The 25,011-nt window shown below is 50.6% G+C and carries 20 protein-coding genes and 1 pseudogene; 8 read left to right on the forward strand and 13 right to left on the reverse strand.

Annotated elements, in window-relative coordinates; translation table 11 throughout:
• Positions 1 to 318 (reverse strand): annotated as a pseudogene (locus AC1TPC_RS12485) (transposase); the annotation flags it as partial.
• A 361-nt stretch (positions 319 to 679) separates the two neighbouring features.
• Between AC1TPC_RS12485 and AC1TPC_RS12490 the strand changes: the two are divergent.
• A complete protein-coding gene (locus tag AC1TPC_RS12490; protein WP_482067178.1) occupies positions 680 to 1,048 on the forward strand; it encodes a hypothetical protein in 369 nt (122 codons plus the stop codon).
• 102 nt (positions 1,049 to 1,150) lie between these two features.
• The gene (locus tag AC1TPC_RS12495) at positions 1,151 to 2,221 is read left to right on the forward strand and encodes a CotH kinase family protein (RefSeq protein WP_482067179.1); all 1,071 of its coding nucleotides are present in this window, start codon (positions 1,151 to 1,153) and stop codon (positions 2,219 to 2,221) included.
• A gap of 20 nt (positions 2,222 to 2,241) precedes the next feature.
• Here the strand turns inward: AC1TPC_RS12495 and cysK are convergent, their stop codons facing one another.
• The 5 genes from cysK to AC1TPC_RS12520 form a co-directional block, all read right to left on the reverse strand.
• Positions 2,242 to 3,159: a cysteine synthase A gene (cysK, locus tag AC1TPC_RS12500; protein ID WP_482067180.1), complete on the reverse strand. Its 918-nt coding sequence runs from the start codon at positions 3,157 to 3,159 to the stop codon at positions 2,242 to 2,244.
• Between the two features lie 23 nt (positions 3,160 to 3,182).
• Positions 3,183 to 4,394, reverse strand: a complete 1,212-nt coding sequence (locus AC1TPC_RS12505) for an MFS transporter (protein ID WP_482067181.1) — start codon at positions 4,392 to 4,394, stop codon at positions 3,183 to 3,185.
• Positions 4,395 to 4,517: 123 nt separating this feature from the next.
• Entirely contained in the window at positions 4,518 to 5,144 is a 627-nt protein-coding gene (locus AC1TPC_RS12510) for a hypothetical protein (protein ID WP_482067182.1), read from the reverse strand.
• Between the two features lie 110 nt (positions 5,145 to 5,254).
• Positions 5,255 to 5,677: a DUF350 domain-containing protein gene (locus AC1TPC_RS12515; protein ID WP_169086878.1), complete on the reverse strand. Its 423-nt coding sequence runs from the start codon at positions 5,675 to 5,677 to the stop codon at positions 5,255 to 5,257.
• A 36-nt stretch (positions 5,678 to 5,713) separates the two neighbouring features.
• Entirely contained in the window at positions 5,714 to 8,080 is a 2,367-nt protein-coding gene (locus AC1TPC_RS12520) for an endonuclease MutS2 (RefSeq protein ID WP_482067183.1), read from the reverse strand.
• Positions 8,081 to 8,343: 263 nt separating this feature from the next.
• Here AC1TPC_RS12520 and AC1TPC_RS12525 point away from each other — a divergent pair, with 263 nt between their 5' ends.
• From AC1TPC_RS12525 to AC1TPC_RS12535, 3 genes are all read left to right on the forward strand, one after another.
• Entirely contained in the window at positions 8,344 to 8,703 is a 360-nt protein-coding gene (locus AC1TPC_RS12525; protein ID WP_482067184.1) for a phage holin family protein, read from the forward strand.
• Positions 8,704 to 8,939: 236 nt separating this feature from the next.
• Positions 8,940 to 9,326 carry a cupredoxin domain-containing protein gene (locus AC1TPC_RS12530; protein ID WP_482067185.1) on the forward strand — a complete coding sequence of 129 codons (387 nt, stop codon included), beginning with the start codon at positions 8,940 to 8,942 and terminating at the stop codon, positions 9,324 to 9,326.
• A 226-nt stretch (positions 9,327 to 9,552) separates the two neighbouring features.
• Positions 9,553 to 10,233, forward strand: coding sequence for an SDR family NAD(P)-dependent oxidoreductase (locus AC1TPC_RS12535; protein ID WP_482067186.1), 681 nt, complete (start codon positions 9,553 to 9,555; stop codon positions 10,231 to 10,233).
• Between the two features lie 83 nt (positions 10,234 to 10,316).
• On the opposite strand, the gene AC1TPC_RS12540 is transcribed toward AC1TPC_RS12535, so the two are convergent.
• The 6 genes from AC1TPC_RS12540 to AC1TPC_RS12565 all read right to left on the reverse strand — a co-directional run bounded on the left by AC1TPC_RS12540 (position 10,317) and on the right by AC1TPC_RS12565 (position 20,899).
• Positions 10,317 to 13,430, reverse strand: a complete 3,114-nt coding sequence (locus AC1TPC_RS12540; protein WP_482067187.1) for a hypothetical protein — start codon at positions 13,428 to 13,430, stop codon at positions 10,317 to 10,319.
• 196 nt (positions 13,431 to 13,626) lie between these two features.
• A complete protein-coding gene (pheT, locus tag AC1TPC_RS12545) occupies positions 13,627 to 16,068 on the reverse strand; it encodes a phenylalanine--tRNA ligase subunit beta (RefSeq protein WP_482067188.1) in 2,442 nt (813 codons plus the stop codon).
• A 24-nt stretch (positions 16,069 to 16,092) separates the two neighbouring features.
• The gene (gene pheS / locus AC1TPC_RS12550) at positions 16,093 to 17,127 is read right to left on the reverse strand and encodes a phenylalanine--tRNA ligase subunit alpha (protein WP_482067189.1); all 1,035 of its coding nucleotides are present in this window, start codon (positions 17,125 to 17,127) and stop codon (positions 16,093 to 16,095) included.
• 882 nt (positions 17,128 to 18,009) lie between these two features.
• Positions 18,010 to 18,714 (reverse strand): response regulator, encoded by a 705-nt coding sequence (locus AC1TPC_RS12555; RefSeq protein ID WP_482067190.1) that lies wholly within the window; start codon positions 18,712 to 18,714, stop codon positions 18,010 to 18,012.
• Positions 18,711 to 19,568 (reverse strand): sensor histidine kinase, encoded by an 858-nt coding sequence (locus AC1TPC_RS12560; protein WP_482067191.1) that lies wholly within the window; start codon positions 19,566 to 19,568, stop codon positions 18,711 to 18,713. The genes AC1TPC_RS12555 and AC1TPC_RS12560 overlap by 4 nt, the downstream gene beginning before the upstream one ends.
• Before the next feature lie 23 nt (positions 19,569 to 19,591).
• Complete coding sequence (locus AC1TPC_RS12565; RefSeq protein WP_482067192.1) at positions 19,592 to 20,899, reverse strand: copper resistance D family protein; 1,308 nt, start codon at positions 20,897 to 20,899, stop codon at positions 19,592 to 19,594.
• Positions 20,900 to 21,178: 279 nt separating this feature from the next.
• On the opposite strand from AC1TPC_RS12565, the gene AC1TPC_RS12570 reads away from it, so the two are divergent.
• Both AC1TPC_RS12570 and AC1TPC_RS12575 read left to right on the forward strand, forming a co-directional pair.
• Complete coding sequence (locus AC1TPC_RS12570; protein WP_482067193.1) at positions 21,179 to 21,331, forward strand: hypothetical protein; 153 nt, start codon at positions 21,179 to 21,181, stop codon at positions 21,329 to 21,331.
• A gap of 426 nt (positions 21,332 to 21,757) precedes the next feature.
• Positions 21,758 to 23,137 (forward strand): Glu/Leu/Phe/Val family dehydrogenase, encoded by a 1,380-nt coding sequence (locus AC1TPC_RS12575; RefSeq protein WP_482067194.1) that lies wholly within the window; start codon positions 21,758 to 21,760, stop codon positions 23,135 to 23,137.
• Between the two features lie 91 nt (positions 23,138 to 23,228).
• Here the strand turns inward: AC1TPC_RS12575 and AC1TPC_RS12580 are convergent, their stop codons facing one another.
• Positions 23,229 to 24,551, reverse strand: a complete 1,323-nt coding sequence (locus tag AC1TPC_RS12580) for a VWA domain-containing protein (RefSeq protein WP_482067195.1) — start codon at positions 24,549 to 24,551, stop codon at positions 23,229 to 23,231.
• 151 nt (positions 24,552 to 24,702) lie between these two features.
• Here AC1TPC_RS12580 and AC1TPC_RS12585 point away from each other — a divergent pair, with 151 nt between their 5' ends.
• On the forward strand, positions 24,703 to 25,005 hold the full coding sequence (locus tag AC1TPC_RS12585) for a hypothetical protein (protein WP_482067196.1): 303 nt from the start codon (positions 24,703 to 24,705) through the stop codon (positions 25,003 to 25,005).
• Positions 25,006 to 25,011 lie beyond the last annotated feature (6 nt).

Consider the following 25,011-nt stretch of genomic DNA (forward strand, 5'->3'; position numbering starts at 1 on the left):
CTTGCTCTTGCGTTTGCGTTGCAGGATAGGCCTCAAATTGTGATCGACTGCTGGCCAAAGGCGATCGAAGAAGTCATAGAACGTGCCCACGCCGGGAAGATCAGTTAGAGAGAACCCGCTCAAGATCGCATAGATGGGTGTACGCTTTAACTCATTGACCCATTCGGTGATGCCCATTGTCGGATTCGTTAGAAGAAGAATTAGGTAAGAACGGAATAGCGATGCGGGGTCACGGGGCTCAGGCCCTTGATCCGAATATTCATCCATGAGCAAGGTCGTAATGGCAGATAAATCGGTCATCCAGAGTTTTACAGCCAAAGGCCAATCCTTGTGGATGAGGACAATACCAGAACCGATAGAGGTTCGAAGATGTTGAAGGACAAAGGATTGGTAATCGGAATGGGGAATGAAAGAAGGCTTCAAAAGGGAACACGCTCCAATCGTGAGTAGTAAGGGTCATACCCTTCTCGCGATTTTTGCGAAATCTGGTAAAAGTCAAGTGTTTTCTGAGAAAATAACCAAAAAATTCTAGAATATTTCCCATAATGAAAAATGGGATTAAATGAAAAATCCCCCTACCCAAGTAGGAGGATGCTAATAAAGATGGTTCGAGGAAACCCTTGTCCCATCAGCCTCGGCAAATGCCGAGAGGCTATTTCATTAATAGGAGGAATTTGATTTGGCCAAAAATAAGAACAGTAAACAAAAGCAAAACAAGAGAGCAAGCTATAGGGTGGCTGAATCAACAGATGTCAGCCAAATGATAGGCGGGCTGACGAGCGGCAATCGTACGGCAGGAGTTCGTACAGGAGGCAATCACAGCAACGGAAGTCTAACAGGCGGGAACCGCACGGACGGCAATCGAACGGACGGAAGTCTGACAAGCGGGAACCGCACGGACGGCAATCGAACGAGAGGCAATCTTACGGATGGCAACCGAACGAGAGGCAATCTTACGGATGGCAACCGCAGCTATGGCGGCTTCCCGCTCTTTCATTTTGAAGGCAGCGAGCTAACCCCGAGCTTCGTTTGGGAAATCAAGATTTAATAAATAAATGTGACCATCTAGGCAGCAGCTGAATACGGTAAATAAGATCAAAAGCCTATCGTCTAACGGTAGGCTTTATCTTTTGCCTCGGGAGATGGTTAGATGGCTACTGAAACCTTGCCTGCACGCACCATACGCATTAATGCTTCAGATCTTCAAGAGATAAAGAGCAACGCTTGGGGGCGAGCCTTCAAGCCTGCAGAGCTGGAATTGGACGGACAAACCTATAAAGCGGAATTCGGCTTGCGGGGCGGTCATACGCGCAATTACTCTAAAAAATCATACGAAGTGCGGCTCGAGGGCGGCAGAACGCTGCATTGGAACGCCGAATACGACGATCCATCGATGATGCGCAATGCACTCTCGTTTTACTTTTTCAATAAAATTGGCGTTCCCTCGCCTGAAACCAATCACTTCTGGCTCATTATAAATGGCGTTCCGGAAGGCGTTTATTTGGAAATCGAAGCCGTCGATCAGCTTTTTTTCGAGAAAAGACGCATCGGCTACCGCTCGCTTCTATATGCTGTCAACGATAGCGCGGATTTCAGCTTAACCGATCCCATCTCTAAAGATAAGAAGCCATCGCTGTTCGATGGTTATGAATTAATGAAGGGAAAGACGGGGACGAAGAGCAGGCTCGTATCCTTTGTACGCAATTTAAACCGAATGTCAGGGAAAAATCTAGGAGTCCACACCGTAAAGCGGCTAGACGTGACTCAATATCTAATGTGGCTTGCCGGTGCCGTGCTAACTGGGAATTATGATGGGTTTGACCAGAACTATGCGCTGTATGAGCATCGTACGAGCGGCAAATATCGAATCATTCCATGGGACTATGAGGGGACTTGGGGGAGAAATTGCTATGGGAAACCATGCGGCAGCGATCTCGTGCGCTTGCAGGGCTATAACAAGCTGACCGAGAAGCTATTCACCTTTCCGGCATGTCGCCGCAAATACCGCTCTATCGTTAGGAAGCTGCTTCAGAACGCCTTCACAGTCGAGAAGCTTGGCCCTGTTATTTCACAGATGCATGGCCATCTTTCGCCTGCCATTCGCAGCGATTATACAAGAAAAGCAAGCTATGACACCTTTTTATCGGAGCCTTCCTTCATTCATAATTACATTCAAGAACGAAGAGAAATATTGAAGCATTCGCTGCGGGAGTGGGAATAAACCGCTCCCGAGCGACATTTTCAAAAAATATCCATGCTCAAATAACGCTCACCGGAATCCGGCGCTATACAAAGCACGCGTTTGCCAGCGCCAAGCCGCTTCGCAATTTGCATGGCTGCCCATACGGATGCGCCGGATGAAGGACCAAGCAGCAGCCCTTCTTTGGTCGCCAATGCTCTCATTGTGGTTAAAGCATGCTCGTCTGATACTTGAATGATTTCATCGTATATGGATGTGTTAAGAATAGCGGGAACAAACCCCGGACTTGTGCCGACCAGCTTATGCGGACCTGGCTTGCCGCCGGACAACACGGGAGACCCTTGCGGTTCTACTACAGCAACATATAAATCCGGAAGCTGCTCCTTAAGCCTCTCGCCTGTTCCGGTTATCGTCCCGCCAGTGCCAGCTGTGGCAACGAATGCGTCTAGCCTCCCGCCGGTTTGCTCCATAATTTCGAAGGCTGTCGTTATTCTGTGTATATGCGGATTAGCTTGATTTTCGAACTGATTGGGAATATAGCTGCCTGGATGCTGCTTATGAAGCTCCTCCGCCTTGCGGATCGCACCAGGCATTCTCTCTGCAGCAGGTGTCAGTACAACTTCTGCTCCATAGGCCTGAAGCAGCTTTATCCTCTCCAACGTCATGTTGTCAGGCATAATCAAAATCATCTTATATCCTCTTGCTGCTGCATTCATCGCCAGCCCAATGCCGGTATTGCCGCTCGTTGGCTCAATAATGGTGTCGCCCGGCTTGATCAAGCCCCGCTTCTCCGCATCATTAATGAGCGAGAAAGCCGTTCGATCCTTTACGCTTCCGCTTGGATTAAAGCGCTCGAGCTTGACGCATACCTCGGCACTGTCATCCCCCGGCAGACGATTTAGCCGAACGACCGGCGTATTTCCAATTAATTGCGTTATGTCCGATACGATTCTCGGCATTTCTCGTTCTCCTTCTTTTTTGCTTATGCCTGCTGCACCTCTAAGAACGGCTTCATAAACCACCAGCCCGCAATCGGTACGACACCAACCGCAAACAACAGCCAAGTGATCGCAATAGCTGAATGGTTCTGCGGCAGCACAATTAAATACGACGTTAAGCCGATAACTCTGCCAATGACGAGTCCCGCCTCGCGAAGCACGATAAACTCCTCGCGTTCTCTCGCGCTTTCCTCGGATTGGCCAATGAGATCAAATACTCTGGAGGTCATCGGTATAATGTAAAGCGGCATAAATAGGGACGTGCCGATGCCAAGCATTAACAAGGTCGCGAACGATACCTCCCAAAACAAAGGCAAAATAACGACAGCAATCATAATGACGCCAATGAGCATCGAAAGCTTGCGATTGCTTTTTTTAAGCATTTTGCCAACAATCCAAAAGCTGACTAGAGACACTAGTGATGTAATGAGCGCAAAGGTGCCCAGCTTGCTCTCGTTTTGTGTCGCTACATATACAGTCAAGCCGACTAGGAACATGAACACGCCCTCGCGTACTCCCTGCGCAGCTATAGCCGGAAGCATCCGGCGCCAAGGATTCCCTTTTTGCATAAGCTGCTGCAGCCCATGCTTCCAATTATAAATGCCCTGAACTTTCCGCTTCTTAAGCCAAAAGCTAAGTACAACGCTAATCGAAAATATAACGAGCGATATGGTAAAAATAAGCCGATAGCCCTTTTCCCCTTGCATCGATGTAATAAGCAGTCCTGATACCCAAGGCGCAACGATGCCTGCTGCAGAGCCAAGCAAGCCAGCCCAGCCGTTAAAGCGGTCGCGGTTATCCGGGTCCGTCACTTCGAAATATACAACGTTAAATGCGATCCAAAAAAAGCCCATTGCCATCCCGTTCAAAATGCCGAGCGGTATGTAATACGCTTTTGCTTGCTGCCCGAGCAGCAGTACTGTGCAATAAAAGACGCCGGACAGAACAATTCCTATGCGGAGACTGTTCATTTTGTTATGCTCTTTCACCCATTTGCCAGCGACCCAGAACGTTAAGCCGCTCATGACATATTGGCCTAAAGTGAACCAGCCGATTAACATATACGATTGGCTTGCTTTCCATAGATATATGGGCACAAACGTACCGGATAGCGCATTCGCTACGCCATAAAGGGCTTGAACAATGAGTAAAAGAGCTGCTTGTCCATCCAAGCTTTTTGCCAAAGCTTTAGCCAAAACGATTCCTCCTTCCTCAGGGCAAATCATGGCTTCCCATGACCAGCCGATCACAAATCAGAATTTCGTTTTGTAAGGTTCCCTCTTTGGCAGTTGCCCATGCGCCCTTTATTCCAAGCACAATTATTCGTCCGGAGTTAGCCGCTTGATCATTTGCTCGCGATCGCCGAGGCTGAGCAAGGAAGAAGTGTGGTAGCAAGCCGGACAGACATACAGGCTGAGCTTGAATGGAGTCGTTAATACGGGTCCGCCAAGAGATGGGGCAATTCTAGGCTCAAACTGTTGATCCCCTACCGTCTGTACGCCAGCCTCGATCATATACGATCGGCAAACCGGACATTCCGGTATTTCTTCTTGATCATCAAGCACGCGCTGGATAGTCTCCTCTACTGCAAATCGCGCGGTATCAGCGCTGCGATAACCATCGCCCTGCTCCAGCCAGCGCTTATGGTTCGGGTCATCCGAATAATCGTTTTCCTCTTCCTCTTCCTCTACAGCCTCGTCCTCCGACCATTCATCCTGCTCGAATTCGCCATTTTGCTTAGCGGCCCTGCGGGCATCGTTGATTTTGAGCGCTTGAACAGAGCGTTCATGCTCGTCAGCCTCAACTTCATCTTCATCGTAGCCAAGCTCGATTGTCCGATAAGCGCTCAGCTCATTATCGCAATGCGGACAATGCGTTTCCGGTCCAATCTCTTCATCCCATACAATTTCCGTTAAACACCACGGACAAATCAAATGCTCATCCATTGTTTGTCTTCCCCTCTAATGATTCATAATATAAACGACGCCAAAAGCAAAAAATAAAATAGCGACAACGATTAAAATTCTCCATAAATATTTCAAAATAGGTCCCTCCGTTATATAATGACCGTTGCTCCAATGACGTAAGAGAGCGACACCGAAATGATCATCGCGATAAGCCCAACCGCACGGTTATCGCGGGCGATTTCATCATCTATCCGGAATACAGGCGTTAGAAACTCGAATAAAAAGTAAGCTGCCATCAAAATGACAAACCCGAAGGCTCCCCAGATGAGGCTCTGATAAACCGAGTCATTCGACTCGATCGAGAAGCGAAAAATATTGCATATGCCGAAAATTTTGCCGCTGGTTGCCATAGCCACGGCCAAGTTCCCCTTCTTGATCTCGCTCCAGCATTTGTATCTGGTCACAAGCTCAAAGCAAGACAAGAACACAATGAGAGAAAGCACCGTAACCGATACATAGACAAGCGAAGCAGCGTAAGGATTGCTTAGCAGGTTATCCACTTCATTGTTCATTCAAAGCTCCCTCCCATCAGTCCTTTTCGCTGCGCTCTATTTCAGCTCAGCAACGGTAACGCCAACGCCGCCCTCGCCGTAATTGCCTAGACGATAGCTCTTCACATGGCTATGTCTGCGCAAATATTGCTGTATCCCTGTCCGAAGCACGCCAGTACCTTTACCGTGTATGATCGCCACTTGAGCAAGGCCTGACAGAAAAGCCTCGTCAAGGAAACGGTCAACCTCTAGAATCGCCTCTTCCAGATTCTCACCGCGCAGGTCAAGCTCCATCTTGAAATTATCATCTTTCGAGCGCTTCAAGCTTGCCGCAAGCTTCGGCTGCTGCACCTTTGCCGCAGCATTTGATTTCAGCAGCTCCAAATCATCCAGCGCTACCTTCATTTTCATAATGCCAAGCTGTACAGTGGCATCTGAGCCATGAACCTCTACGACGGTGCCCTTCTGATTCAAGCTGTACACCGTCACTTCATCGCCTGCTTCGATCTTGGCCGGCTTTGCAGCGGACTTAGCTGCTCCCCGCTTCGATTTTTGCAGCTCAGGGGCTGCTTCATCCAGCTTGCGACGGGCTTCAATGAGCTTATGCTCCTTAACCGAGGCCCCTTCCTCCATTGCAAGCTTGCGCAGGTCGGCGATGATTTGCTCCGCTTCGCGCTTTGCCTTCGCGACAGCCTCGCGTGCTTCTTCCTGCGCTTTTAGCAGCAGCTTATCCTTCTGCTCCTCGAATTTCATTCGCTCTGCTTCATGACGCGCTCGAAGCGTCTCCATCTCACGGCGGAGCGACTCAGCCGTTTGACGCTCGGTTTCTGCGCCTAGGCGATTTTCCTCGAGCGAGGCAATCATATTTTCAACCCGTTGGTCCTCTTCGCTCACTTCGCCTCTTGCATGATCGATAATGGAACGCGCAAGCCCTAGCCTTTCAGCGATGGCGAAGGCGTTGCTTCGACCCGGAACGCCAACGAGCAATCGATAGGTCGGACTTAATGTCGCCACGTCGAACTCCATGCTCGCATTAATGACACCCCTGCGATTATAAGCATATGCCTTAAGCTCGCTGTAATGCGTCGTTGCTACAATTCGGCTGTCCATCGCATGGACATGCTCCAATATGGCTATGGCAAGCGCAGACCCTTCAGCCGGATCGGTTCCAGCGCCAAGCTCATCGAGCAGCACTAAGCTCTTTGAAGTCATGGAGCTTAATATGCGAATAATGTTTTTGAGATGGCTGGAAAATGTACTAAGGCTTTGCTCAATACTTTGCTCATCGCCGATATCGGCATAAATCGCATCGAATACGCAAAGCTGGCTGCCATCCTCGGCAGGCACAAATAAGCCAGACATCGCCATTAGGCTCAGCAGCCCGATTGTTTTCAAGGAGACGGTCTTGCCGCCCGTATTCGGTCCCGTTACAATGATTGCGGTATACTGGTTGCCCAGCTCCACATCAATAGGCACAACCTGCTCCGGTGCAATTAGCGGATGTCGGCCGCGCTTCAGCTTCAGAAAGCCTCTGTCATTCATTCGCGGAAGCGTCGCCTTCATGCCATGGGCAAGCCGCGCCTTGGCATACGCAAAGTCGATTTGGCCAAGCAAATCGAGGTTGTATATAAGATCCTCAACATAATCCGAAGTGAGCGCGGTGAGCTTCTGCAATATTCTCTCGATTTCCCGCAGCTCGCCTGCCTTCAGCTCCCGCAGCTTATTGTTCATCGCGACGATTGCTTCCGGCTCGATGAACAGCGTAGCGCCAGATCCCGATTGATCATGCACGATTCCGCCAAAGTGCGAACGGTATTCCTGCTTGACAGGAATGACGTACCGATCATTGCGCAGCGTAACGATCGAATCCTGAAGCATCTTCTGAACCGATGAGGAGCGGATCATCTGATCCATCTTCTCCCGAATGCGCGATTCCCCGTTCCGCAGCTCCCGTCTAATCGACGCCAGCTCTGCGCTGGCGCTGTCCATAACCTCCGCCTGATCGTCAATACATTCAAAAATCGCATCCTCAAGCGGCTTATGCTCGCTGATTTGGTCCGCGATCGCATGGAGCATCGGGATCGGATTATCTTCATGCAGCAGGCTGATATGCTTCTTCACACGGCGACCGCCGCGTGCAGTAGCCGCGATGTCCAGCAGCTCTGCCGGATTAAGCGTACCGCCGATCCGCGCACGGTGAAGCGGCGCCGAAATATCCACAACGCCGCCAAATGGCGCGCTGCCTTTCAGACGGTCAGCCGTATAGGCTTCATCCGTAGCCTGCAAAATTTGCTTAACCGCTTCCAAATCGGATACAGGCTGCAGCGATTCTGCGGCCGCTTTGCCAAGCGATGTTGCCGCATGCTGTGATAATCTATGTATGATTTTAGGATATTCAAGTGTATTCAAAATTTTAGTGTCCAACAAATAACACTCCTCTCGCCTTCCTATTATAGCCGAACCGCGTCCTTCATGCACGGGCTGAACAATCGTTTCATACATAAATGATGCTCAATTGGTCACAATATTAACGAAAGAGCTGTTTTACGATGCAACTTTTGCATGTACCACCAAAGGTAAGTGCTTCAGATTAGCTTTGAATCGGCTTGCAGCCGCGCAGCCGCGAAAAAGAAAAGAAGCTGCATGAACGGCAGTTTCGATTCGTAAATTTTAGGAGGGTTTATACTATGACATTTTTGGGCCATGTTGTTCGGTTTATCGTAGCCGCGCTGGTGCTTATGCTTGTCGGGTTTATTGTACCTCAATTTAGCGTTGGTGGATTTTGGAGCGCGTTTTTCCTTGCTCTTGTCATCGCTGCCCTCGGCTGGATCATTGAAGGCATATTTGGCAAAAGGGTTACTCCTTTCGGACGCGGGATTGTTGGCTTTATCGCCAGCGCTGCCGTAATATGGATCGCCCAATTTATCGTCGGAGACGTTACGGTAACTTTGCTCGGCGCCATTTTGGCTGCGCTGGTTATTGGGATTATCGATCTGTTCATCCCAGTCAGCACCCCTTATGAATCTGGCAGACGCAACCACAACTAGCTCAGCCTTCTAAATTAGCAGCAGCAGCACAAGCGCACAAGCCCTTGATTTGCCCGGCAACGGCGGTCAAGGGCTTGTGCGCTTGTACAGCATTCTTTACGGGATTTTCTCGCTTTTTCACATGTTCTTCATTAGTTTGTCATATCGCTGTCACTGCATTTTGGCCAAAGTTGAAGTACAATGGATATGACCAAACGAAATTACAAAGCTTTACAATCGAAAGGGGTAGCAAACAAATGAAAAAATGGTTACTATTTGCAAGCGCAATGTGTCTTGTATTCGTTATCGCGGCATGCGGCGCGAACAGCTCCAATGAAGAGAATAAGGAAGCAAATACAACTGTTGCAGACAGCGGCGCTGCATCGTCTGACCTTGTTATAACTGCATCCAACTGGGAGTTTGACCAGAAAGAATATAAAATCAAAGCTGGAGAAACCGTTAATCTTAAGCTGGATTCCGTTGACGGCTTGCACAGCGCGCTAATCAAAAAAACGGATTATGAAATTACACAAGGCAAAACCGTTGCTGTAAACATCAGCGAGCCGGGTACTTATGAAATGATATGCAATATACCTTGCGGCGCTGGCCATAGGGAAATGAAAACGACGCTAGTCGTTGAATAAAACATTTAATTTCAGGCTGCTCGAAAGGTCCAAATGGACCTTCCGAGCAGCCTTTATTTTTTGATTTCTTGGTCTATTTTTAATAACATACAGGACATATTTCATATTCGCTTATATAATCTTTATTTAACAATCAACAAAAAAAGTCTAATACCCACCCCTCTTCCCCTCCCGCTCTCCCTCTGATAAGATATTCACAATATGAACAGCGAATGGAGGACTGGTGATGGGAGCACTGCAAAATCGAGTCGCCATTATTAGCGGAGCTGGGACGGGATTAGGCCGAGCAGCAGCCATTTCTTTTGCAGCGGAGGGAGCAGATGTCGTCCTGCTGGGAAGACGCCTGGCTAAACTGGAAGAAACCGCATTGGTCGTAAAAGAGAAAACGGGCAAAGCAGCGCTTGTGCTGCAAACAGACGTATCCGACGAGCAGCAGGTACAGGAATCGATTTCTGCCGCCACTGAGCACTTTGGCCGCATCGATATTATATTGAACAATGCAGCCGTTTTAGAGCAAGGAACCGTGCATGAATTATCGTCCGATGAGTGGCAAAATCAAATCGCTATCAACCTAACAGGACCGTTTCTGCTGACGAAGGCTGTTCTTCCGGCTATGCGCAAAGCAAAATACGGACGAATCATCAATATAACCTCCGGCCTTTCGTGGAACGGAGCAGGCGGTTACGCAGCATACAGCGCCGCTAAAGCCGGACTTGAATCGTTAACCCGCACATTGGCCGATGAAGAGCATGAGCACGGCATTCTCGTTAACTTATACAATCCTGGCACGCTCCGTACCGAAATGCATGCAACGGGCAAAGATCCCGCAATTGTGACCCCCGATCTGATAAGGCTAGCCAGCTTGTCTGCCCTTGGCCCTACCGGAACAATCGTCTCTTATGGCTAATCTAATAACGATAAAAAAACCGCATCCAACAAGCGCCGGCCATTGCCAAAGCTTGTTGATGCGGTTTTTGCTGTTTATTCAGACTAACTGTGCTCGATAAGCTCAATCCATTCGTTATATTCGGTTTGCAGCTTCGAGTATTCATTTTTCAGCTTATGATGCTGCTCGAGCAAATCAGCATGATCCTCGGCGAGCTTCTCCGCGGAACGCGTCGCTTCATCCCGCTCATACGAGAGCGACTCTAACGCGCTCGCTGCTTCGTCGCGCTCGTGAGCCAGCTTCTCGGCTTTGCGCGCAGCCTCATCACGCTCTTGCGCAAGCTTAGACGTATGCTCGCTCAGCTCTTCCTTCAGCTCGGATGCTGAAGCGGCTTCCTGCATCGCTTTCTCCAGCTGCTCGCGCAGCGCTTCTTCGTCCGCTTCACGCGACCGCTTCTCTAGCTCAAGCTGCTGCGCTTCCGCAGACGTCTGCTCGGCATATTGCTGCTGCGCTTGCAGGCGCTCGCTGAGCTCCCGTTCGCGGGCTGCTGCTGCCTCCAGCTGCTGTGAGGCAATGCGCTCGCGCGCAGCCGTAAATTCAAGCTGCTCGGTCAACTCTTGCTCCTTCGCCTCCAGCTTCTCAAGCTCGGCCTTGTAGGTTTGCTCGCCGTCTGCAGCCGAAGCTGCTATTTTCTCGATTCGTTCAAGCTGCGCTTGCAGCTTCTGAATCGCAGTCTCATAATCGTGCTGCTGTTGAAGGAGAAGCTCCTCTTGGTTGGCTGTAAGCTGCTTTAACTGCTCATCGTAGGAAGCGGCCAATTGCTGCAAGCGCTCCTCGCGTTCGTCCGCCATCCGGCTGCGTTCCTCTTCCTGCTTCGCGGCAAGCTCGTTATAACGCTCCTCATACTCATCAACCAGCTGTTCGGAACGTGCCGCTTCCTTAGCGGCAATTACCTTCGATTGCTCTTCAAAATCGCTAGCCAGCTGTTTATTTTGATTTTCAAATTGAATGGCCTGCTCAAGAAGTTGTTCTTCATATTGATCCGCGAGACGTTTGGATTGCTCTTCAAGCTCCGCGTCCTTCTGCCTTGCCAGCTCATCATACTCGCGAGCAAGCTTTCTATCCTGCGCTTCGCGCTCGGCTGCCTGCTGCTTCGCCCGCTCCTCGTATTCATAAGCAAGCTGCTTCGATTTCTCCTCAAATTCATGAGCGAGCTGCTTGCTCTGTTCTTCGTATTGAACGGCTTGATCCAGAAGCGACTCTTCATATTGATGAACCAGCTTCTGAATCTGCTCCTCGTGCATCGCGGCAAGCTCTTTATCCCGTGCATCCCGCTCGGCTGCGAGACGTTCATACCGTTCATTGCTTTCCGCGGTAAGCTGTTTAAACAGCTCGTCATTTTCAGCTTCTACGACCCGGAGCCGATCCTCCTGCTCGAGGCGCAGCGAGCTCACAAGCCCGCGCTTCTCTTCCTCAAGCGTCCGCAGCTGCTGCTCATGCTCTTCATTCAGCAAATCCCGCTGCTTTTCAAGCTCAGCGCGCAGCATATGCTGCTGCTCCTCGATATGAGCTTGGTGAATCAGCTCATTCTCTTCCTGCTCCAGCTGCAGCTTCAGCAGCTGCCCCTCGAGCTGAAGCTGCTGCGAGCCTTGCTGCTGCTCACGCTCCTGCGCCTCTTTGAGGCGCAGCTGCAAATCCGTTGCGCGCTTATCTGCAGCAGAAACGTGGCTCCGCTCGTGTGCAAGCTTCTGCTCCAGCTCTTGCACCTGAGCGCTCGCTTCGCTATTGTGCGCTTGCAGCTCTTCAAGCTTGCTGCGCGTATCATTCAGCTCGCTTTGGACAAGCTGCAATTCGCTCTCGCGTTCGCGAACATCCTGCTCTAGCTGCGCAAAGGAAGTTCGGAACGTTTCCTCCTGCTCCATCGCCTGCACGAGCTGATCATCCGCAGCCGATAGACGCTGCTCCAGCGCCTCCTTATCAGCCTTCCAGCTTTGCTGAAGCTCGGCTACCTGCGCCTGAAGCCTGCTTCGCTCCTCCAGCCAGCCGTTTCTGCGGCGCTCAAGATCTGCGCGGAACGCTTGCTCAGCCTTAGCGGCTTCAGCCTTCCAAGCCTGCTCGCGCTCCTCGCTCTGCCGGGCAAGGGCAAGCTGCGAGGATTCGGCATGGGCCAGCCAGCTCAGCTCTCGCTCATCCCATTTGCCCTGCCAGCTCCCTTCAAGCTGCGCTAGCAACGACTCTTTCTCCTCCGCTGCCGTTAATAGCGACGCTTCATGCTCTGCGGTCAATGCGGCTAGCTGCCCATCCTTCTCGCTTCTTAGCGCCTCTATTTCTTCCGCTCTCACTCTTTCGAGCTTATTGATTTGTATTTCCTTATCCAGCTCAAGCTCCATTAATTGGCTTTCTTTCGCTTGAAGCAGCTCTGACAACTCCGATTCCATTCTGCTCCGAAGCTCAGTCAGCTCATTTTCCTTAGCGCGTGCAAGCTCCAGCAGCTGTGCATCTTTTTCCTCGTTCAGCGCCCGCTCCTCTGATTCCTTCTGATTTTGCAGCGCTGACAGCTCGCTATCCATTCTGATCTGAAGCTCGGCAAGCTCTGTATCCAATCTATTCTGGAGTTCGGTCAGCTCGGTTTCCTTAACGCGTCTCAGCTCGTCCAGCTCGGCTTGCTTCTCCGCTTGAACACGCGCCAGCTGTTCATCCTTCTTCGACCTAAGCGCTGCGATCCGCTCCACATTTTCTTGCGTAAGCCGCAGAATCGTTTCCTCCTGCAGCTTGATCGCTTCTGCTGCCGCCGCTTGCTGGGCGGTTGACTGCTCTGCCGCAAGCGCAAGCAGCTCGGCTAGCTCCGCTTCAGCAGCCTCCTTTGCCTTTTGCAGCTGCTCGCTCGCCATTCGCTTCGTCTCGGCTAGTTCAGCTTGCAGCGAGACTGCCTGCTCGCTTATTTTCTCCAGCTCCAAAATCATGAGGTTAAGCTTTGCTTCCTCCTCTAGGAGCCTTGTATTATCACGCCGCAACCGGAAAACTTCCTCCGTTATTTGAACGGCTGAGAGCACCGCCAGCTTCGGCATATCAAGACGCGGATAGCCCTTAGCCAGCTTTTTCATGCTTTCGTCGATTGCCGCAGCAACCCTCTTCATATATTCCACGTTGGAATGACCTTTTAATTTATATTGAACTCCATATATATCAACCGTAACAACTGTTTGTTCAGCATCCATTAAGGCGAATCCTCCTATTGTCCAAGTCGAGCAAGCGTAAGCGGCTGAACGCAGCATTTGGCTTCAAAAGCTCGTTTCGCGTTGAAATACCGCATAATAATCGTTGAAATAACAATTATGCCTTGTATTTACAAGGAAAAAGCCGCATCAATAGCTCACTAGGAACTATTTCGATGCGGCTTTGGAGGTTTCCTGCCTACTTGCGTAATTCCGCTGCAAAAGATTGTTCTAATTGTAAAACAACCTTCCCATGCAGTTCCGTTACCTCTTCATCCGTCAAAGTACGCTCGCCATGACGGTAAACAAGCGACAGCGCTACGCTCTTTTTGCCAGCTCCAAGCTTCTCTCCGGTGTATACGTCGAAGACGCGAACAGATTCAAGCAATTCGCCTGCAATCTCCCATGCAACGCCGGTTAGCTTAGCAGCCGCAACCGCTTGGTCAACGACTACCGCGATGTCGCGCTGCATAGCCGGATAACGAGGAAGCACCTTGTATTCGATCTCCGAATCGGCCAGCTCATAGATCAGATCAAGACCAATCTCAAGCACATACGTATCAGCTAGATCCGCTTCAATCTGAAGCGCAGGATGCAGCTGTCCGACATAGCCGATCACTTCATCGCCTTTAGGCGTATGAAGGCGAACGGCAGCCGTTCTGCCAGGGTGGAAATGCTCAGGCTGAGCCGCTTCATACGTAACGCTTGCCGTTAAGCCAAGCACAGCGAATATCGTCTCCAAAATGCCCTTAGCATCGTAGAAGTCTACCTGCGCCGCCTTCGCGTTCCATTGTGACTCTGTGCGATTGCCGGTTAGCAGCGCAGCAAGGCGATGCTTCTCTTGAGGCAAGCGCGTCAGCTGCTCTTCATCGGTGTGAAATACGCTGCCGATTTCAAACAGCGCTGCTGATTCATTTTTACGGTTGCGGTTATAGGCGGCTGTTTCGAGCAGTTGTGCGACAAGCGTCGTGCGCAATAAGCTGCGGTCTTCGCTCATCGGCATCGCAAGGCGAACCGGATTCGTATGCTCTGCAAGCGACGGGAACAGCTTCGTGCGCTCAGGTCCCGTGAAGGAATAGCTGACCACCTCATGCAATCCAGCATCCGATAGGCGCTTGCGCAGCTCTCGACGAATCGCCTGCGGCTTCGTCAAGGAGCCCGGCACGACATCGCCATGAATAAGCGTAGTTGGAATTTCATCGTAGCCGTGAAGGCGTGCAACTTCCTCAATCAGATCAACCGCGCGCGTAATATCGCCTCGGCGAGTCGGTACATTTACCGTAAACACATTGCTGTCAGACAGCTCATATTCAAAATGCAATCGGCCAAAAATCGTCTGAACCTCTAGTCTCGAAAGCTCTGTGCCGAGATAGCTGTTAATTTTGTCCAAGGAAACCGCCACTTCGGCTGGCTTCGCCTCTCCTGCCGTTACTTCTACGATGCCTTCCGCAACTAAGCCTTCCGCAAGCTCTGCGATAAGGGAAGCAGCTCGGTCCAGCGCAGGGATTACTCTCGCCGGATCAACCTCTTTCTCGAAGCGGATGCTCGATTCCGAACGAAGTCCAAGCTGACGCGACGTTTTTCTTACGGTGCCGCCATCAAATTTTGCCGATTCAAGCAAAATGTTAACCGTCTCGCCCGTTACCTCGGTGCTCGCACCGCCCATCACGCCCGCAAGCGCGATCGGCTCCTTGCCGTCGGTAATAACAAGCATATGCGGCTCAAGCTTGCGCTCTTGGTCATCCAAGGTTACAAGCGTTTCGCCAGCTTTCGCTAGTCGCACATCGATGCGTCCGCCCGGAAGGCGGTCTGCATCAAAGGCATGCAGCGGCTGTCCATACTCGAGCATAACGAAGTTGGTAACGTCAACGACGTTGTTGATCGGACGAACGCCGGCAGCGATCAGACGATTTTGCAGCCACAATGGGGATACGCCGATTTTTACGCCTTTAATATAACGAGCCGAGTAATGCGTGCATTGCTCGGGCGCGCTGATGCTGACTTTTACAAGAGCGTCTGCGCGCTCCGTTGTATGATTGATGTTAGCGCTTGGCAAACGAACCTCGCGGCCAGTCAAAGCACCGATTTCATACGCTACGCCGAGCATGCTAAGGCAATCCGAACGGTTCGGCGTCAGATCCAGCTCAAGCACTTCATCGTCAATAGAGAGCACATCATTGATAGATGCGCCAATTTTCGTTGCGGCCGGAAGGACAAGAATGCCCTCCTGCTGCTCCTTCGGAAGAAGCTTTTCGTTCAGGCCAAGCTCCTTCGCGGAGCAGATCATCCCTTGGGATTCTACGCCGCGCAGCTTCGCGCGCTTGATTTTGAAATCGCCGGGCAGTACAGCTCCAATCACAGCAACCGGAACAAGCTGGCCCGCATCGACGTTTTTGGCGCCGCATACGATTTGAAGCTCTTCGCCCGTGCCAACGTCCACCATGCACACGTTCAGCTTATCCGCATCCGGATGCTTTTCCTTCGACTTCACATAACCGACTACGACACCGGTTACGCCCTTGTTGCGAGATTCGACAACGTCGATTTCAATGCCGCCGCGCGTCATCTTCTCCGCAAGCTCTTCCCCGCTGAATCCGGATAGGTCGATATATTCATTTAACCATTTATAGGATACATTCATCTCTCTTCTTCCCTTCTCTCATTGCTACATTCTTGCGAATTGGCTTAAGAAACGCAGATCGTTCGTATAGAAATGACGAATATCGTCTATGCCGTATTTCAACAACGCGATACGCTCAACGCCCATGCCGAAGGCAAAGCCGCTAACCTCTTCAGGGTCATAGCCGCCCATTTCGAGAACGCGCGGGTGCACCATGCCGCAGCCCAAAATTTCGAGCCAGCCCGTGTGCTTGCACATCCGGCAGCCTTTGCCGCCGCATTGCACGCAGGTTACGTCAACCTCTGCGCTTGGCTCCGTAAAAGGAAAGAAGCTCGGGCGAAGTCTGATTTGCGCTTGTGCGCCGAACATTTGCTGCACGAATTGCAGCAGCGTGCCTTTCATATCGCTCATTCGAATGTTTTTGCCGATGACAAGGCCTTCGATCTGATTGAACTGGAACGAATGCGTCGCATCGTCATCATCGCGGCGGTATACCTTGCCTGGACAAATAACTTTAACCGGCGTTTGGCCGTTCATCGCCTTCATCGTCCGTACTTGTACTGGCGACGTATGCGTACGCATAAGAATATCATCCGTTACGTAGAACGAATCCTGCATATCGCGCGCAGGGTGGTTTTTCGGAAGATTCAGCGCCTCGAAGTTGTAATAATCCGTTTCCACCTCTGGCCCCTCGGCAATCGTATAGCCAAGACCGATAAATACGTCCTCGATCTCCTGTGCGACCTTGTTCAAAGGATGCACGGAGCCAGTCGGAAGCTGCTTGCCTGGAAGTGTGACGTCAAGCGTTTCCGCCAAAAGACGGTTATTCGTCTCGGCTTGCTGGAATGCCTCCTGCTTCTCGTCAATGACCGACTCAATTGCGGCGCGAACATCGTTCGCAACCTGACCGATTACCGGGCGCTCTTCAGCGCTAAGTCCGCCCATTCCACGCAAAATTTCGGTCAAAGCACCTTTTTTGCCAAGATATTTGACGCGCAAATCATTTAACTGCTGTGGGGTATCTACATGCTGCAGCTCCTGCAGCGCTTCGCCGCGCAGTCCTTCCAATCTTTCCTTCATTCCTCTTCGCCTCCATATCATCATCCCTAAATCATGACACAAAAAAAGGCCCTCTCTCCCTAAAGGGACGAAAGAACCGTGGTACCACCCTAATTCGGATTACTCTCCAGCTGTGCGCAAAAACCACATATGGTTGTCGCTTGGGTCTTTAACAGCGGATTGCAATCCCTTAGCCCCATAACGGCGGGAACCGGACCTTCCCTACTCGCGCCGTGCGGCATGCCGACATGACGGTTCAGGTGTCTGCTCCGGAGTGAACTTCTGCAGCCTGATATCACAAAGACGCTCTCAATCTGCGGCGTCTTCTCCCTGTGCGAATGCACTGCTTACTTTTCTCCATCATCGCTTTACTTTGGATTATGAAACATTAATCTTTATTATATGCAATCAGCAGAAGCGATGCAACTGCAAAACCCGCTTTTTGTTATGAATCCATACAACCTTCATAAATTGTATCTTATTGCTGAGCATGCTGCTGGATAAAAGCTAATATCGGTTCGGGCTGCTCCAAGCTATGCGGGTGATGACCCTCCCGGCTTCATGATCAGCTTAGTTGTCCCGCCAAACTTATGATGTCGCCCTTGCAACAGATCCAAGTATTATTTTACGAAAATGTTCACTCAAACGACCGGCATCTCGCCTATGCATTATACTTTAGTATAGACCGTCTCTTTTAAGTATCTACTTTTGAGCTGATTCTTCCCAAAGATGGAGGTGGAAATTGGCGCTGGAAGAACTACCGCTTTTTGGCAGCAAAAAACTGCCCAGCAAGATCATCGTTTTTTTTCGATCTTCTGAACAGCTAAGTATCGCCTACACGAAAGTTATACGAATTCTTCTCAGCCTCTCGAATACATTCTAATGCGGCATCTACAGCTTCCGCTACGTTTCGACTATACCTTGCTCAAAAGCGTATCGCGTCAGCTGCACCCGATTGTCGAGATGAAGCTTTTGCAAAATGTTTTTGAGGTGATTTTTGACCGTGTGCTCAGACAAGCTAAGCTCCATTGCAATCTCGCGGTTAGATGCCCCCGTCGCAACTCGCTCGAGCACCTCTTTCTCCCGTTCCGTCAGCGGAGTTGTTATTACGTCAGCATCCTTATCAAGCGATTGCAATTTGCTCGCCGGCCGCTTCACCGCCTGCGGCTTGCTTGCCGAGAACTCCTGGAGCAAGCGGAAGGCAAGCTCCTTCGACATCGGCGCCTCATCCAGCGAAATCGCGCGCAAATATTCCATCCATGCGGATGGTGCTAGATTTTTAAGCAGATAGCCCTGCGCCCCACGCTTGATCGCTTCAAACAAATTCGTAATGTCATCGGATACCGTAACCATGACAATCTTCAAGGACGGCATAAGAAGCTTGAGCCGATGCGTCGCTTCAAGTCCGCCCATGCCAGGCATATTGATATCCATCAGCACCAAATCCGGCTTCAATTGTTGAATGGCGGCTATCGCCGACTCGCCGCTATCCGCCTCTCCTACAACGCCAAAGGAGCTGTCGCTCATGACGATATCGCGCATGCCTTCCCGCCCGTGGGGATGATCGTCTACCAAAAAAACACGCACCTGCGCCGTTTGCTCCGTCATTTCGATTTGCTCCCTCCAATGATTTCAACTAGAGTGCCCTGCGGCTTCGCCTGCTGCACCGTCACGTTCCAGCCCATCGCCTCCGCCCGATCCAGCATCATTCTGACGCCGTATTTCCCTTTTCCATAAAGCTTCTCCTCCGCGGCGCCTATGCCGTCATCATGAATCGAGCAGCGAAAGTCGCTTCTCTTTCCATCCGAACGGATCCTGCCTTCCCCTTGGATAACGATATGTCTCGCATTCGCATGCTTCTGTGCATTCATTAGCGCTTCGCGCATAATGGCAAGCAGCTCGACCTTTTGCTTATAGGTAAGCAGTCCTTCCTGCACCTGCCATTTCACAGCCGTTTGAATGCCGCCGGTCTGCTCCATTTCTTCCGTTAAATGATGAATGCTCTGCATCCAAGACATATCCGCCGGCAAAGGGGAATGCTGCAAATTGGCAATAGACTGCCTCACGTCGTCATAGACATGACGAACGGTTCTTCTAATTTGATCCGTCGTTTGCTTCGCATCTGTTTCGGTCTGCACCCGCTCCAGCTTGTCCAGCTTAACCGAGAGCATGAACAGCGATTGAGAGATGCCGTCATGAAGCTCTCGAGCAAGCTGCTCCCGCTCCTCGAAGGCTGCTTTAACGATTCGTTCCCGCTGCAGCGTCTCCTGCATATGCTCAAGTCTCGTGAACAGCGATCGCAGCAGCGTCAGTGTAATAATAAATACAAATATCGGTGCAAGAACATTGCCGAGCTCCATAGAAATGAACGGAAGCAGAAGCGTATGGCGCAAATATTCCCATAATCCAATCGCAACGGTTGGAATCCAAAGGATAAGCCATTTTAACCATTTATAAGACATGTCCGCTTCTCCTTCCTTAATCATTAATCATTATGAAAAGGGATGATCTGCTTCGTTTCCGCACCAGTCTGATCCGTAATAAAAAGCTCCGCCGTCCATACGCCGCGCGTAGGCAGATCAACCCTGCCCGATGCATAGTCCGTTTCAATAAAGCCCGGGAAGGATAAAAAATCTTCGCCGCTGTCGCCTAATAGAGGCACCTCGATGGCTGGGCGCTGCGGATGATCCACTGCCCAAAGCAGCATTCGTACGGATGTTGGTGCGCCAAGCTGCTCAGGCAGCCATATTTTCACCTCTACGCGGTTTGGTCCGGGCCCATTTGGCGTAATATTAATGGTGTAATGCAGGTTCTCGCCCATTCGATGATAGTTCAGCGGTTCCGTGTCGGGTACGGGACTAACATAGGTGAAAATACTTGCGATTATGAGCACAGTGGTCATTAATACCCCATCCAGCTTCAGCAGCTTGCCGTTTGGCAGCTTCCCCTGCTTGGCTCGCCTATGAAGCAGAAAGCCTGCGCAAGCGATGAATAGTACCAAGACAGCTTTGACAAGCAGCATGAGGCCCCAGCTCGTATAATACAAATATCGCCAAGATGGCAGAAGAAGAACCGTCATCAGCATTCCGCTCACCGTCAGCAGCAATATACTCAGCCACGCTGCCTTCGTAAATCGCTCCGCGAATCTTCCCGCTTCCTTGCGGTCAGCCCGCCAGAATAGCAGCAGCAGCGTCAAGCCCCCGGCCCAAAGTGCAGAGCTTGCGGTATGTATAAAGTCGAGCACGATTGCAAGCGTATTGTTAGGGAGCGCATTAACATGTCCGTTGAAGCTTTCCGCGGCAGCGAGCAGCAGCGCCCATATGATTTTGAAGGAATCAGACAACTTAAGAACGACAAAACCCAGCAGGGAAAGCACAATGATCGCAAGCCACGATCGTCCTGTCGACGTTTCCGCAAGCAATCGAACCCACTCGCTTGAACTGCTGCCTTCATACCCCTTCAGCAAATAGCTGACATGTACGAATACAAATACAAGGACAGCAAGCAGCAGCCCCCTTAATATATAAATCCCCCACTTGTTCAACAGGTTGCGCGAGATGTCGCTTGCATCCTTCGAAAATGCTGCGGACCAAAGCATAAAGCCAGCCGCCAGCATAAACGCGAAATAATATATGGCTCTTACCGCAAAAAATAAAACCTGCTGAACCGTGATGCCTACTTCAGGGCTTGCTGCTTCCGAATGATTGTGACCAACCTGCTTATGCGGGTCAAAGGAGGTCGATGCCAGATTGGCTGTCTGCTGCGCAAAAACAAGCTCCGGTGGAATCAACATGGATGCACTTGCAGTGAGGATAAGAACCAGTATGCTGATTGATATAAAGCTCGCCCGCTTGAGGGACGAAGATAGATAATCGTTAGTTTGAAGAAGAGCAGTACCCAATGATGTCACATCCCTCTAAGTCATTCTGCTCTAGTGTACTAGACCGCTGCGAAAAGAACAATTGCATTAAAGCGCTCAAATAAAGCTTGGTTTATCGAGCTGACGCGTATAGCGAAATGCGTTAAAGCCCATTCTACTATTAAAATTGCAGCAGGAAGGATGTGATGATCAATGAAGAAAAAAGATTATCGAATCGCAGAGCTGAACAGTCAAAATGATGCGCTGGATGCTATTCGCAAGCTGGAGCAGCAATTGTCTGAATCATACGGCTCGGATGTCGCGCTTATCGCTTATGCCGCAGACAATGAAGAGGACAAAGGTTAATAGGATTTAAAGGAAAGGCATGCTCTAAGTGTGAAGACGAAAAGGGAGCATGCCTTTATTTATTATGCTTGTGCAATTTTTCGTGCGTAAAAATCCGGCCAGTACTCTTCTTCTATCGATGGGCAGCCCCTGCTCGTATCCCGCACGTAGAGCCCTTGCAGCAGGGCTATTCAAGTATTATTTTACGAAAATGTTCGCCCGGCATCTCGCCTATGGATTATTGTTTAGTATAGACCGCCCCTTTTAAGTAACAACTTTTGAGCTGATTCTTAACCGCATCCCCTACCCCATGTTTTGGTTTACTCGTTCCAATATGTTACAGTAAGGTTCAAGCGCAGCCGTCTATCCAATATCCTGCGGTAGAAGGTCGTTCCGCCAGGACAGCATCTCAATCTCATTCCAAAACACAGAGGAGGTCGTTTAGTTATGGCAAGCCAAACAGGAGCCATCGTACAGCAATCCTTAAATGCTTTAATGGGAGACAGCACTTTTTTACCGAATTTGCAGGAGCAGGCACGGGAGCAAGCTTTTCTCTCACTTGCCGCCATTCTATCTACACCTAACAAAGTACATAAAGCCTTTTTGCGTATAACGGTCGACAACGGCAACGTCGTGCGAATTCCGGCCTATCGGATTCAGCATAACGATACACTCGGACCCTATAAGGGCGGTATAAGGTTCCACGAATCGGTAAGCGAAGACGAAGTAACGAATCTGGCAGCGCTAATGACGCTCAAAAACGCTCTGCATGAGGTTCCTTTCGGCGGAGGCAAGGGTGGCGTCGTCATTAACCCCCGCACCTATACTGCGAAAGAGCTCTATCTCATTTGCAAAAAATATGTTCAATACTTCAGCGATGTGCTTGGACCGGACAAGGATATACCAGCTCCTGATATGGGCACCGGCGAGCGCGAGATGGACTGGATGATGGCTGAGTACAAAAGCATTCATCCCGGTCAGCCTTACCTCGGCAGCTTTACCGGCAAAAGCGTCATCAACGGCGGCTCGCTCGGCCGAAGAGAAGCAACCGGCAAGGGCGTCTATTTCACATTCCGCTATATGCTGCATGATTTCCTTAAGGAGCAAAGAAGCTGGCTTGCTGGGAGCATGAACCCGTTCGTGCAAACCGCGCTTGCCCATGCGGAAAGGCCGCTCTCGATCGCGGTGCAAGGCTTCGGCAACGTTGGCTCTGTCACTGCGATGGAAGCTTACAAATGCTCATATTTGCATAATAAAGTAGTCGCTGTAAGCGATCGAAACGTAACGCTCTACAACCCAGATGGACTTTCGGTTCCAGCCTTGCTTGAGTATGCCGCGCAGCATCAAGGGGATTTGCCTGCAACCGAGGCCGCATTAGTTGAGCTTGACTTAAAGGCGCAAATTCTCGGCCGCGAGGAAGTGCTCTATTTGGACGTTGATGTGCTCATTCTTGCGGCACTGGAGGAGCAAATTCATAAAGATAATGTCGAGCGAGTAAAGGCGCCGATCATTGTTGAAGGCGCGAATGCGCCAGTCACCGGTGACGCGGATGAGGTGCTGACGGCTAGAGGAACGATTATTATACCGGATATTTTGGCTAACGCCGGCGGTGTAATTGTCTCTTACTTTGAATGGCTGCAGGGACGGGAAACGCAGTTTTTCAGCGAAGAACAGGTCTATAAGATGCTCTATGATAAAATGCAAAAAACGTTAAACGGCATCCTGCCAGCCTTCTTCGGCGATCCGCTCCCGCTTCGTCAAAATTGCTACAACCACGCTGTCATGAAGCTCTCCACGGTGCTATACCGCCAGGGCAAGCTTTATTAATTAACGCCAGCCGATCAAAAAAAGGGCAATCCCACAGCAGCGAAGAACTGCTTGAAGGGTTGCCCTTACCTTTACCTTTTATATATCCACTCTACTCCTGCACGTAACGATTAATGACCTCAACGAGCAAATCATTCAGCAGCTTCACCTCATATTCACCGACCGCCGGCTCTAGATGATCGCCGCCGATGCCGCTATCGTCAGTCAAAAATAAATAGGTGCCGCCTGTCGCTGAAGCCATGAATCGCATCAAATATTCGGTTTCCACGCTTACGCCGCTCGAAGCGACCGGAATAATCCGTATCCCTTGCTTCGCCGCTTCCTCCGTAAGCTTCTGCATCTCGTCAATAATTTGCCCATCATCATGCGGCGGCGCATCAAGAACAAGGAACAGCAAGCGCGCCCGCGCCTCCTTGCTCCACTCATGCTCATGAAGGGCATCCCGCAGCGCTTGATCGACTGCCTCCGGGAAGTCGCCGCCACCCTCTGCCTTTTGCTTGCTGAATTGATCAGTCACTTTATTAATGTCCGTCGTAAAAGGATACGGCTTCACAATATAATCGTCATGCTTATCTCTATAAAAGTTGGCGCTGATGCGAATGCCGAGCTGATTCGCATGCTCATCCGATACGCGCCTCACAACATCCTTAAGCTCTGCCTCCAAATAGTTCAGCTCATCCTCCATGGAACCGGTCGTGTCAACCACAAACATGATGTCTACCTGTTCCGACAGCTGATCAGCCTTGCCCAAGTCGACTTTGATGCTGCCCTGCTCCGGAATTTCCAACTGCTGCGTCGTTTTGCTTCCCTGACCCGATTGCACTTTTACCGTATAGCTCCCAAAATTAGCCTTAGCGGTGTCCCTCTCAAAAAGCCCCGCATAGACGAAGGCTCTGCCCTCTGTATTCGTGCGTGCTTTCCAGATCGCCTGCTTGCCGGCGAGCAGCTCCACACTCGCATCCGATACCGCTTTGCCATTTGCCGTTACGACAACCTCCAGCCGATCAAAATTCCAGAACTGCCAAGCTCGCTTGCTGCTGTCCCCCTCCTGAGAATTAAGCAAGTTGCCGAACCGCTCCCAAGCCGCAAGATCATCCCATTCGCCAGCTGTCAATTGCCCCGCCTGCACGTCTTTGTCCGGATTTTGGTGAATCCGCTTGCCGCCCTCCTTCTCTCTTACCGGCTCCTCGCCAATTGCTCGATTATCGGTGCCCGCGTTGGTTTTTGATTTAGGCGACTCGTCGCTGGAGGATTCTCCACGATCCGATGTATCTCTGTTGCCGCTGCTCAATGAATCGTTCGAAGAGGATGAGCAAGCGCCGAGCATAAGCATCATTACAAGCATGACCGCGACGCCCCAGCTAAAGCCCCTTCTTTGTCTAATTGATTTCCTAAGAAAATGACCCACCTTCATTCCTTCAGCCCCTTATGTTTGTATTTCCTAATCTGACGAATAATGGTTGTGGAATGTTGCATAAATAGGCCAGTAACATTACAATCGTTAACAGACATGCATCAAGCGCGAAAATCGACTGCATTAAGCTTTATACAGGAGGACTTCACCTTTGGAAACATTCGAACTGATCGCATTTGAATTGACCTATCAGCAGGAGACGATACAGCTATCCTTCACTTCCGCCGAGCTTGTCAGAGTTACCGAATATGGCGATCGCCTCTGGTACGTTGACATAAACGGCGTAGGCGACCGGGAGCTGCTCGCGAGGTTTGGCAGAAACGAGGATATTGGCATCGAGCTGACAGCTGTCGCAAGCAGCGGTCAAACCTTTCAGGGAAAAGGGTACTTCCATCCCAACGAGCCGCATCAAGCGGCAGCCGTCCGCGGCGATGGCGAGCTGCTTGAGCGATAGTTTGCC

Source organism: Paenibacillus sp. Y280, assembly GCF_056786335.1.

Coding starts and splice junctions, on each gene's coding strand:
- AC1TPC_RS12530 (WP_482067185.1), top strand. CDS start 8,940: ATGAAAAAATGGTTACTATTTGCAAGCGCAATGTGTCTTGTATTCGTT.
- AC1TPC_RS12495 (WP_482067179.1), top strand. CDS start 1,151: ATGGCTACTGAAACCTTGCCTGCACGCACCATACGCATTAATGCTTCA.
- AC1TPC_RS12535 (WP_482067186.1), top strand. CDS start 9,553: ATGGGAGCACTGCAAAATCGAGTCGCCATTATTAGCGGAGCTGGGACG.
- cysK (WP_482067180.1), bottom strand. CDS start 3,159: ATGCCGAGAATCGTATCGGACATAACGCAATTAATTGGAAATACGCCG.
- pheT (WP_482067188.1), bottom strand. CDS start 16,068: ATGAATGTATCCTATAAATGGTTAAATGAATATATCGACCTATCCGGA.
- AC1TPC_RS12555 (WP_482067190.1), bottom strand. CDS start 18,714: ATGACGGAGCAAACGGCGCAGGTGCGTGTTTTTTTGGTAGACGATCAT.
- pheS (WP_482067189.1), bottom strand. CDS start 17,127: ATGAAGGAAAGATTGGAAGGACTGCGCGGCGAAGCGCTGCAGGAGCTG.
- AC1TPC_RS12560 (WP_482067191.1), bottom strand. CDS start 19,568: ATGTCTTATAAATGGTTAAAATGGCTTATCCTTTGGATTCCAACCGTT.
- AC1TPC_RS12515 (WP_169086878.1), bottom strand. CDS start 5,677: ATGAACAATGAAGTGGATAACCTGCTAAGCAATCCTTACGCTGCTTCG.
- AC1TPC_RS12540 (WP_482067187.1), bottom strand. CDS start 13,430: ATGGATGCTGAACAAACAGTTGTTACGGTTGATATATATGGAGTTCAA.
- AC1TPC_RS12565 (WP_482067192.1), bottom strand. CDS start 20,899: ATGTTGATTCCACCGGAGCTTGTTTTTGCGCAGCAGACAGCCAATCTG.
- AC1TPC_RS12510 (WP_482067182.1), bottom strand. CDS start 5,144: ATGGATGAGCATTTGATTTGTCCGTGGTGTTTAACGGAAATTGTATGG.
- AC1TPC_RS12570 (WP_482067193.1), top strand. CDS start 21,179: ATGAAGAAAAAAGATTATCGAATCGCAGAGCTGAACAGTCAAAATGAT.
- AC1TPC_RS12525 (WP_482067184.1), top strand. CDS start 8,344: ATGACATTTTTGGGCCATGTTGTTCGGTTTATCGTAGCCGCGCTGGTG.
- AC1TPC_RS12580 (WP_482067195.1), bottom strand. CDS start 24,551: ATGAAGGTGGGTCATTTTCTTAGGAAATCAATTAGACAAAGAAGGGGC.
- AC1TPC_RS12575 (WP_482067194.1), top strand. CDS start 21,758: ATGGCAAGCCAAACAGGAGCCATCGTACAGCAATCCTTAAATGCTTTA.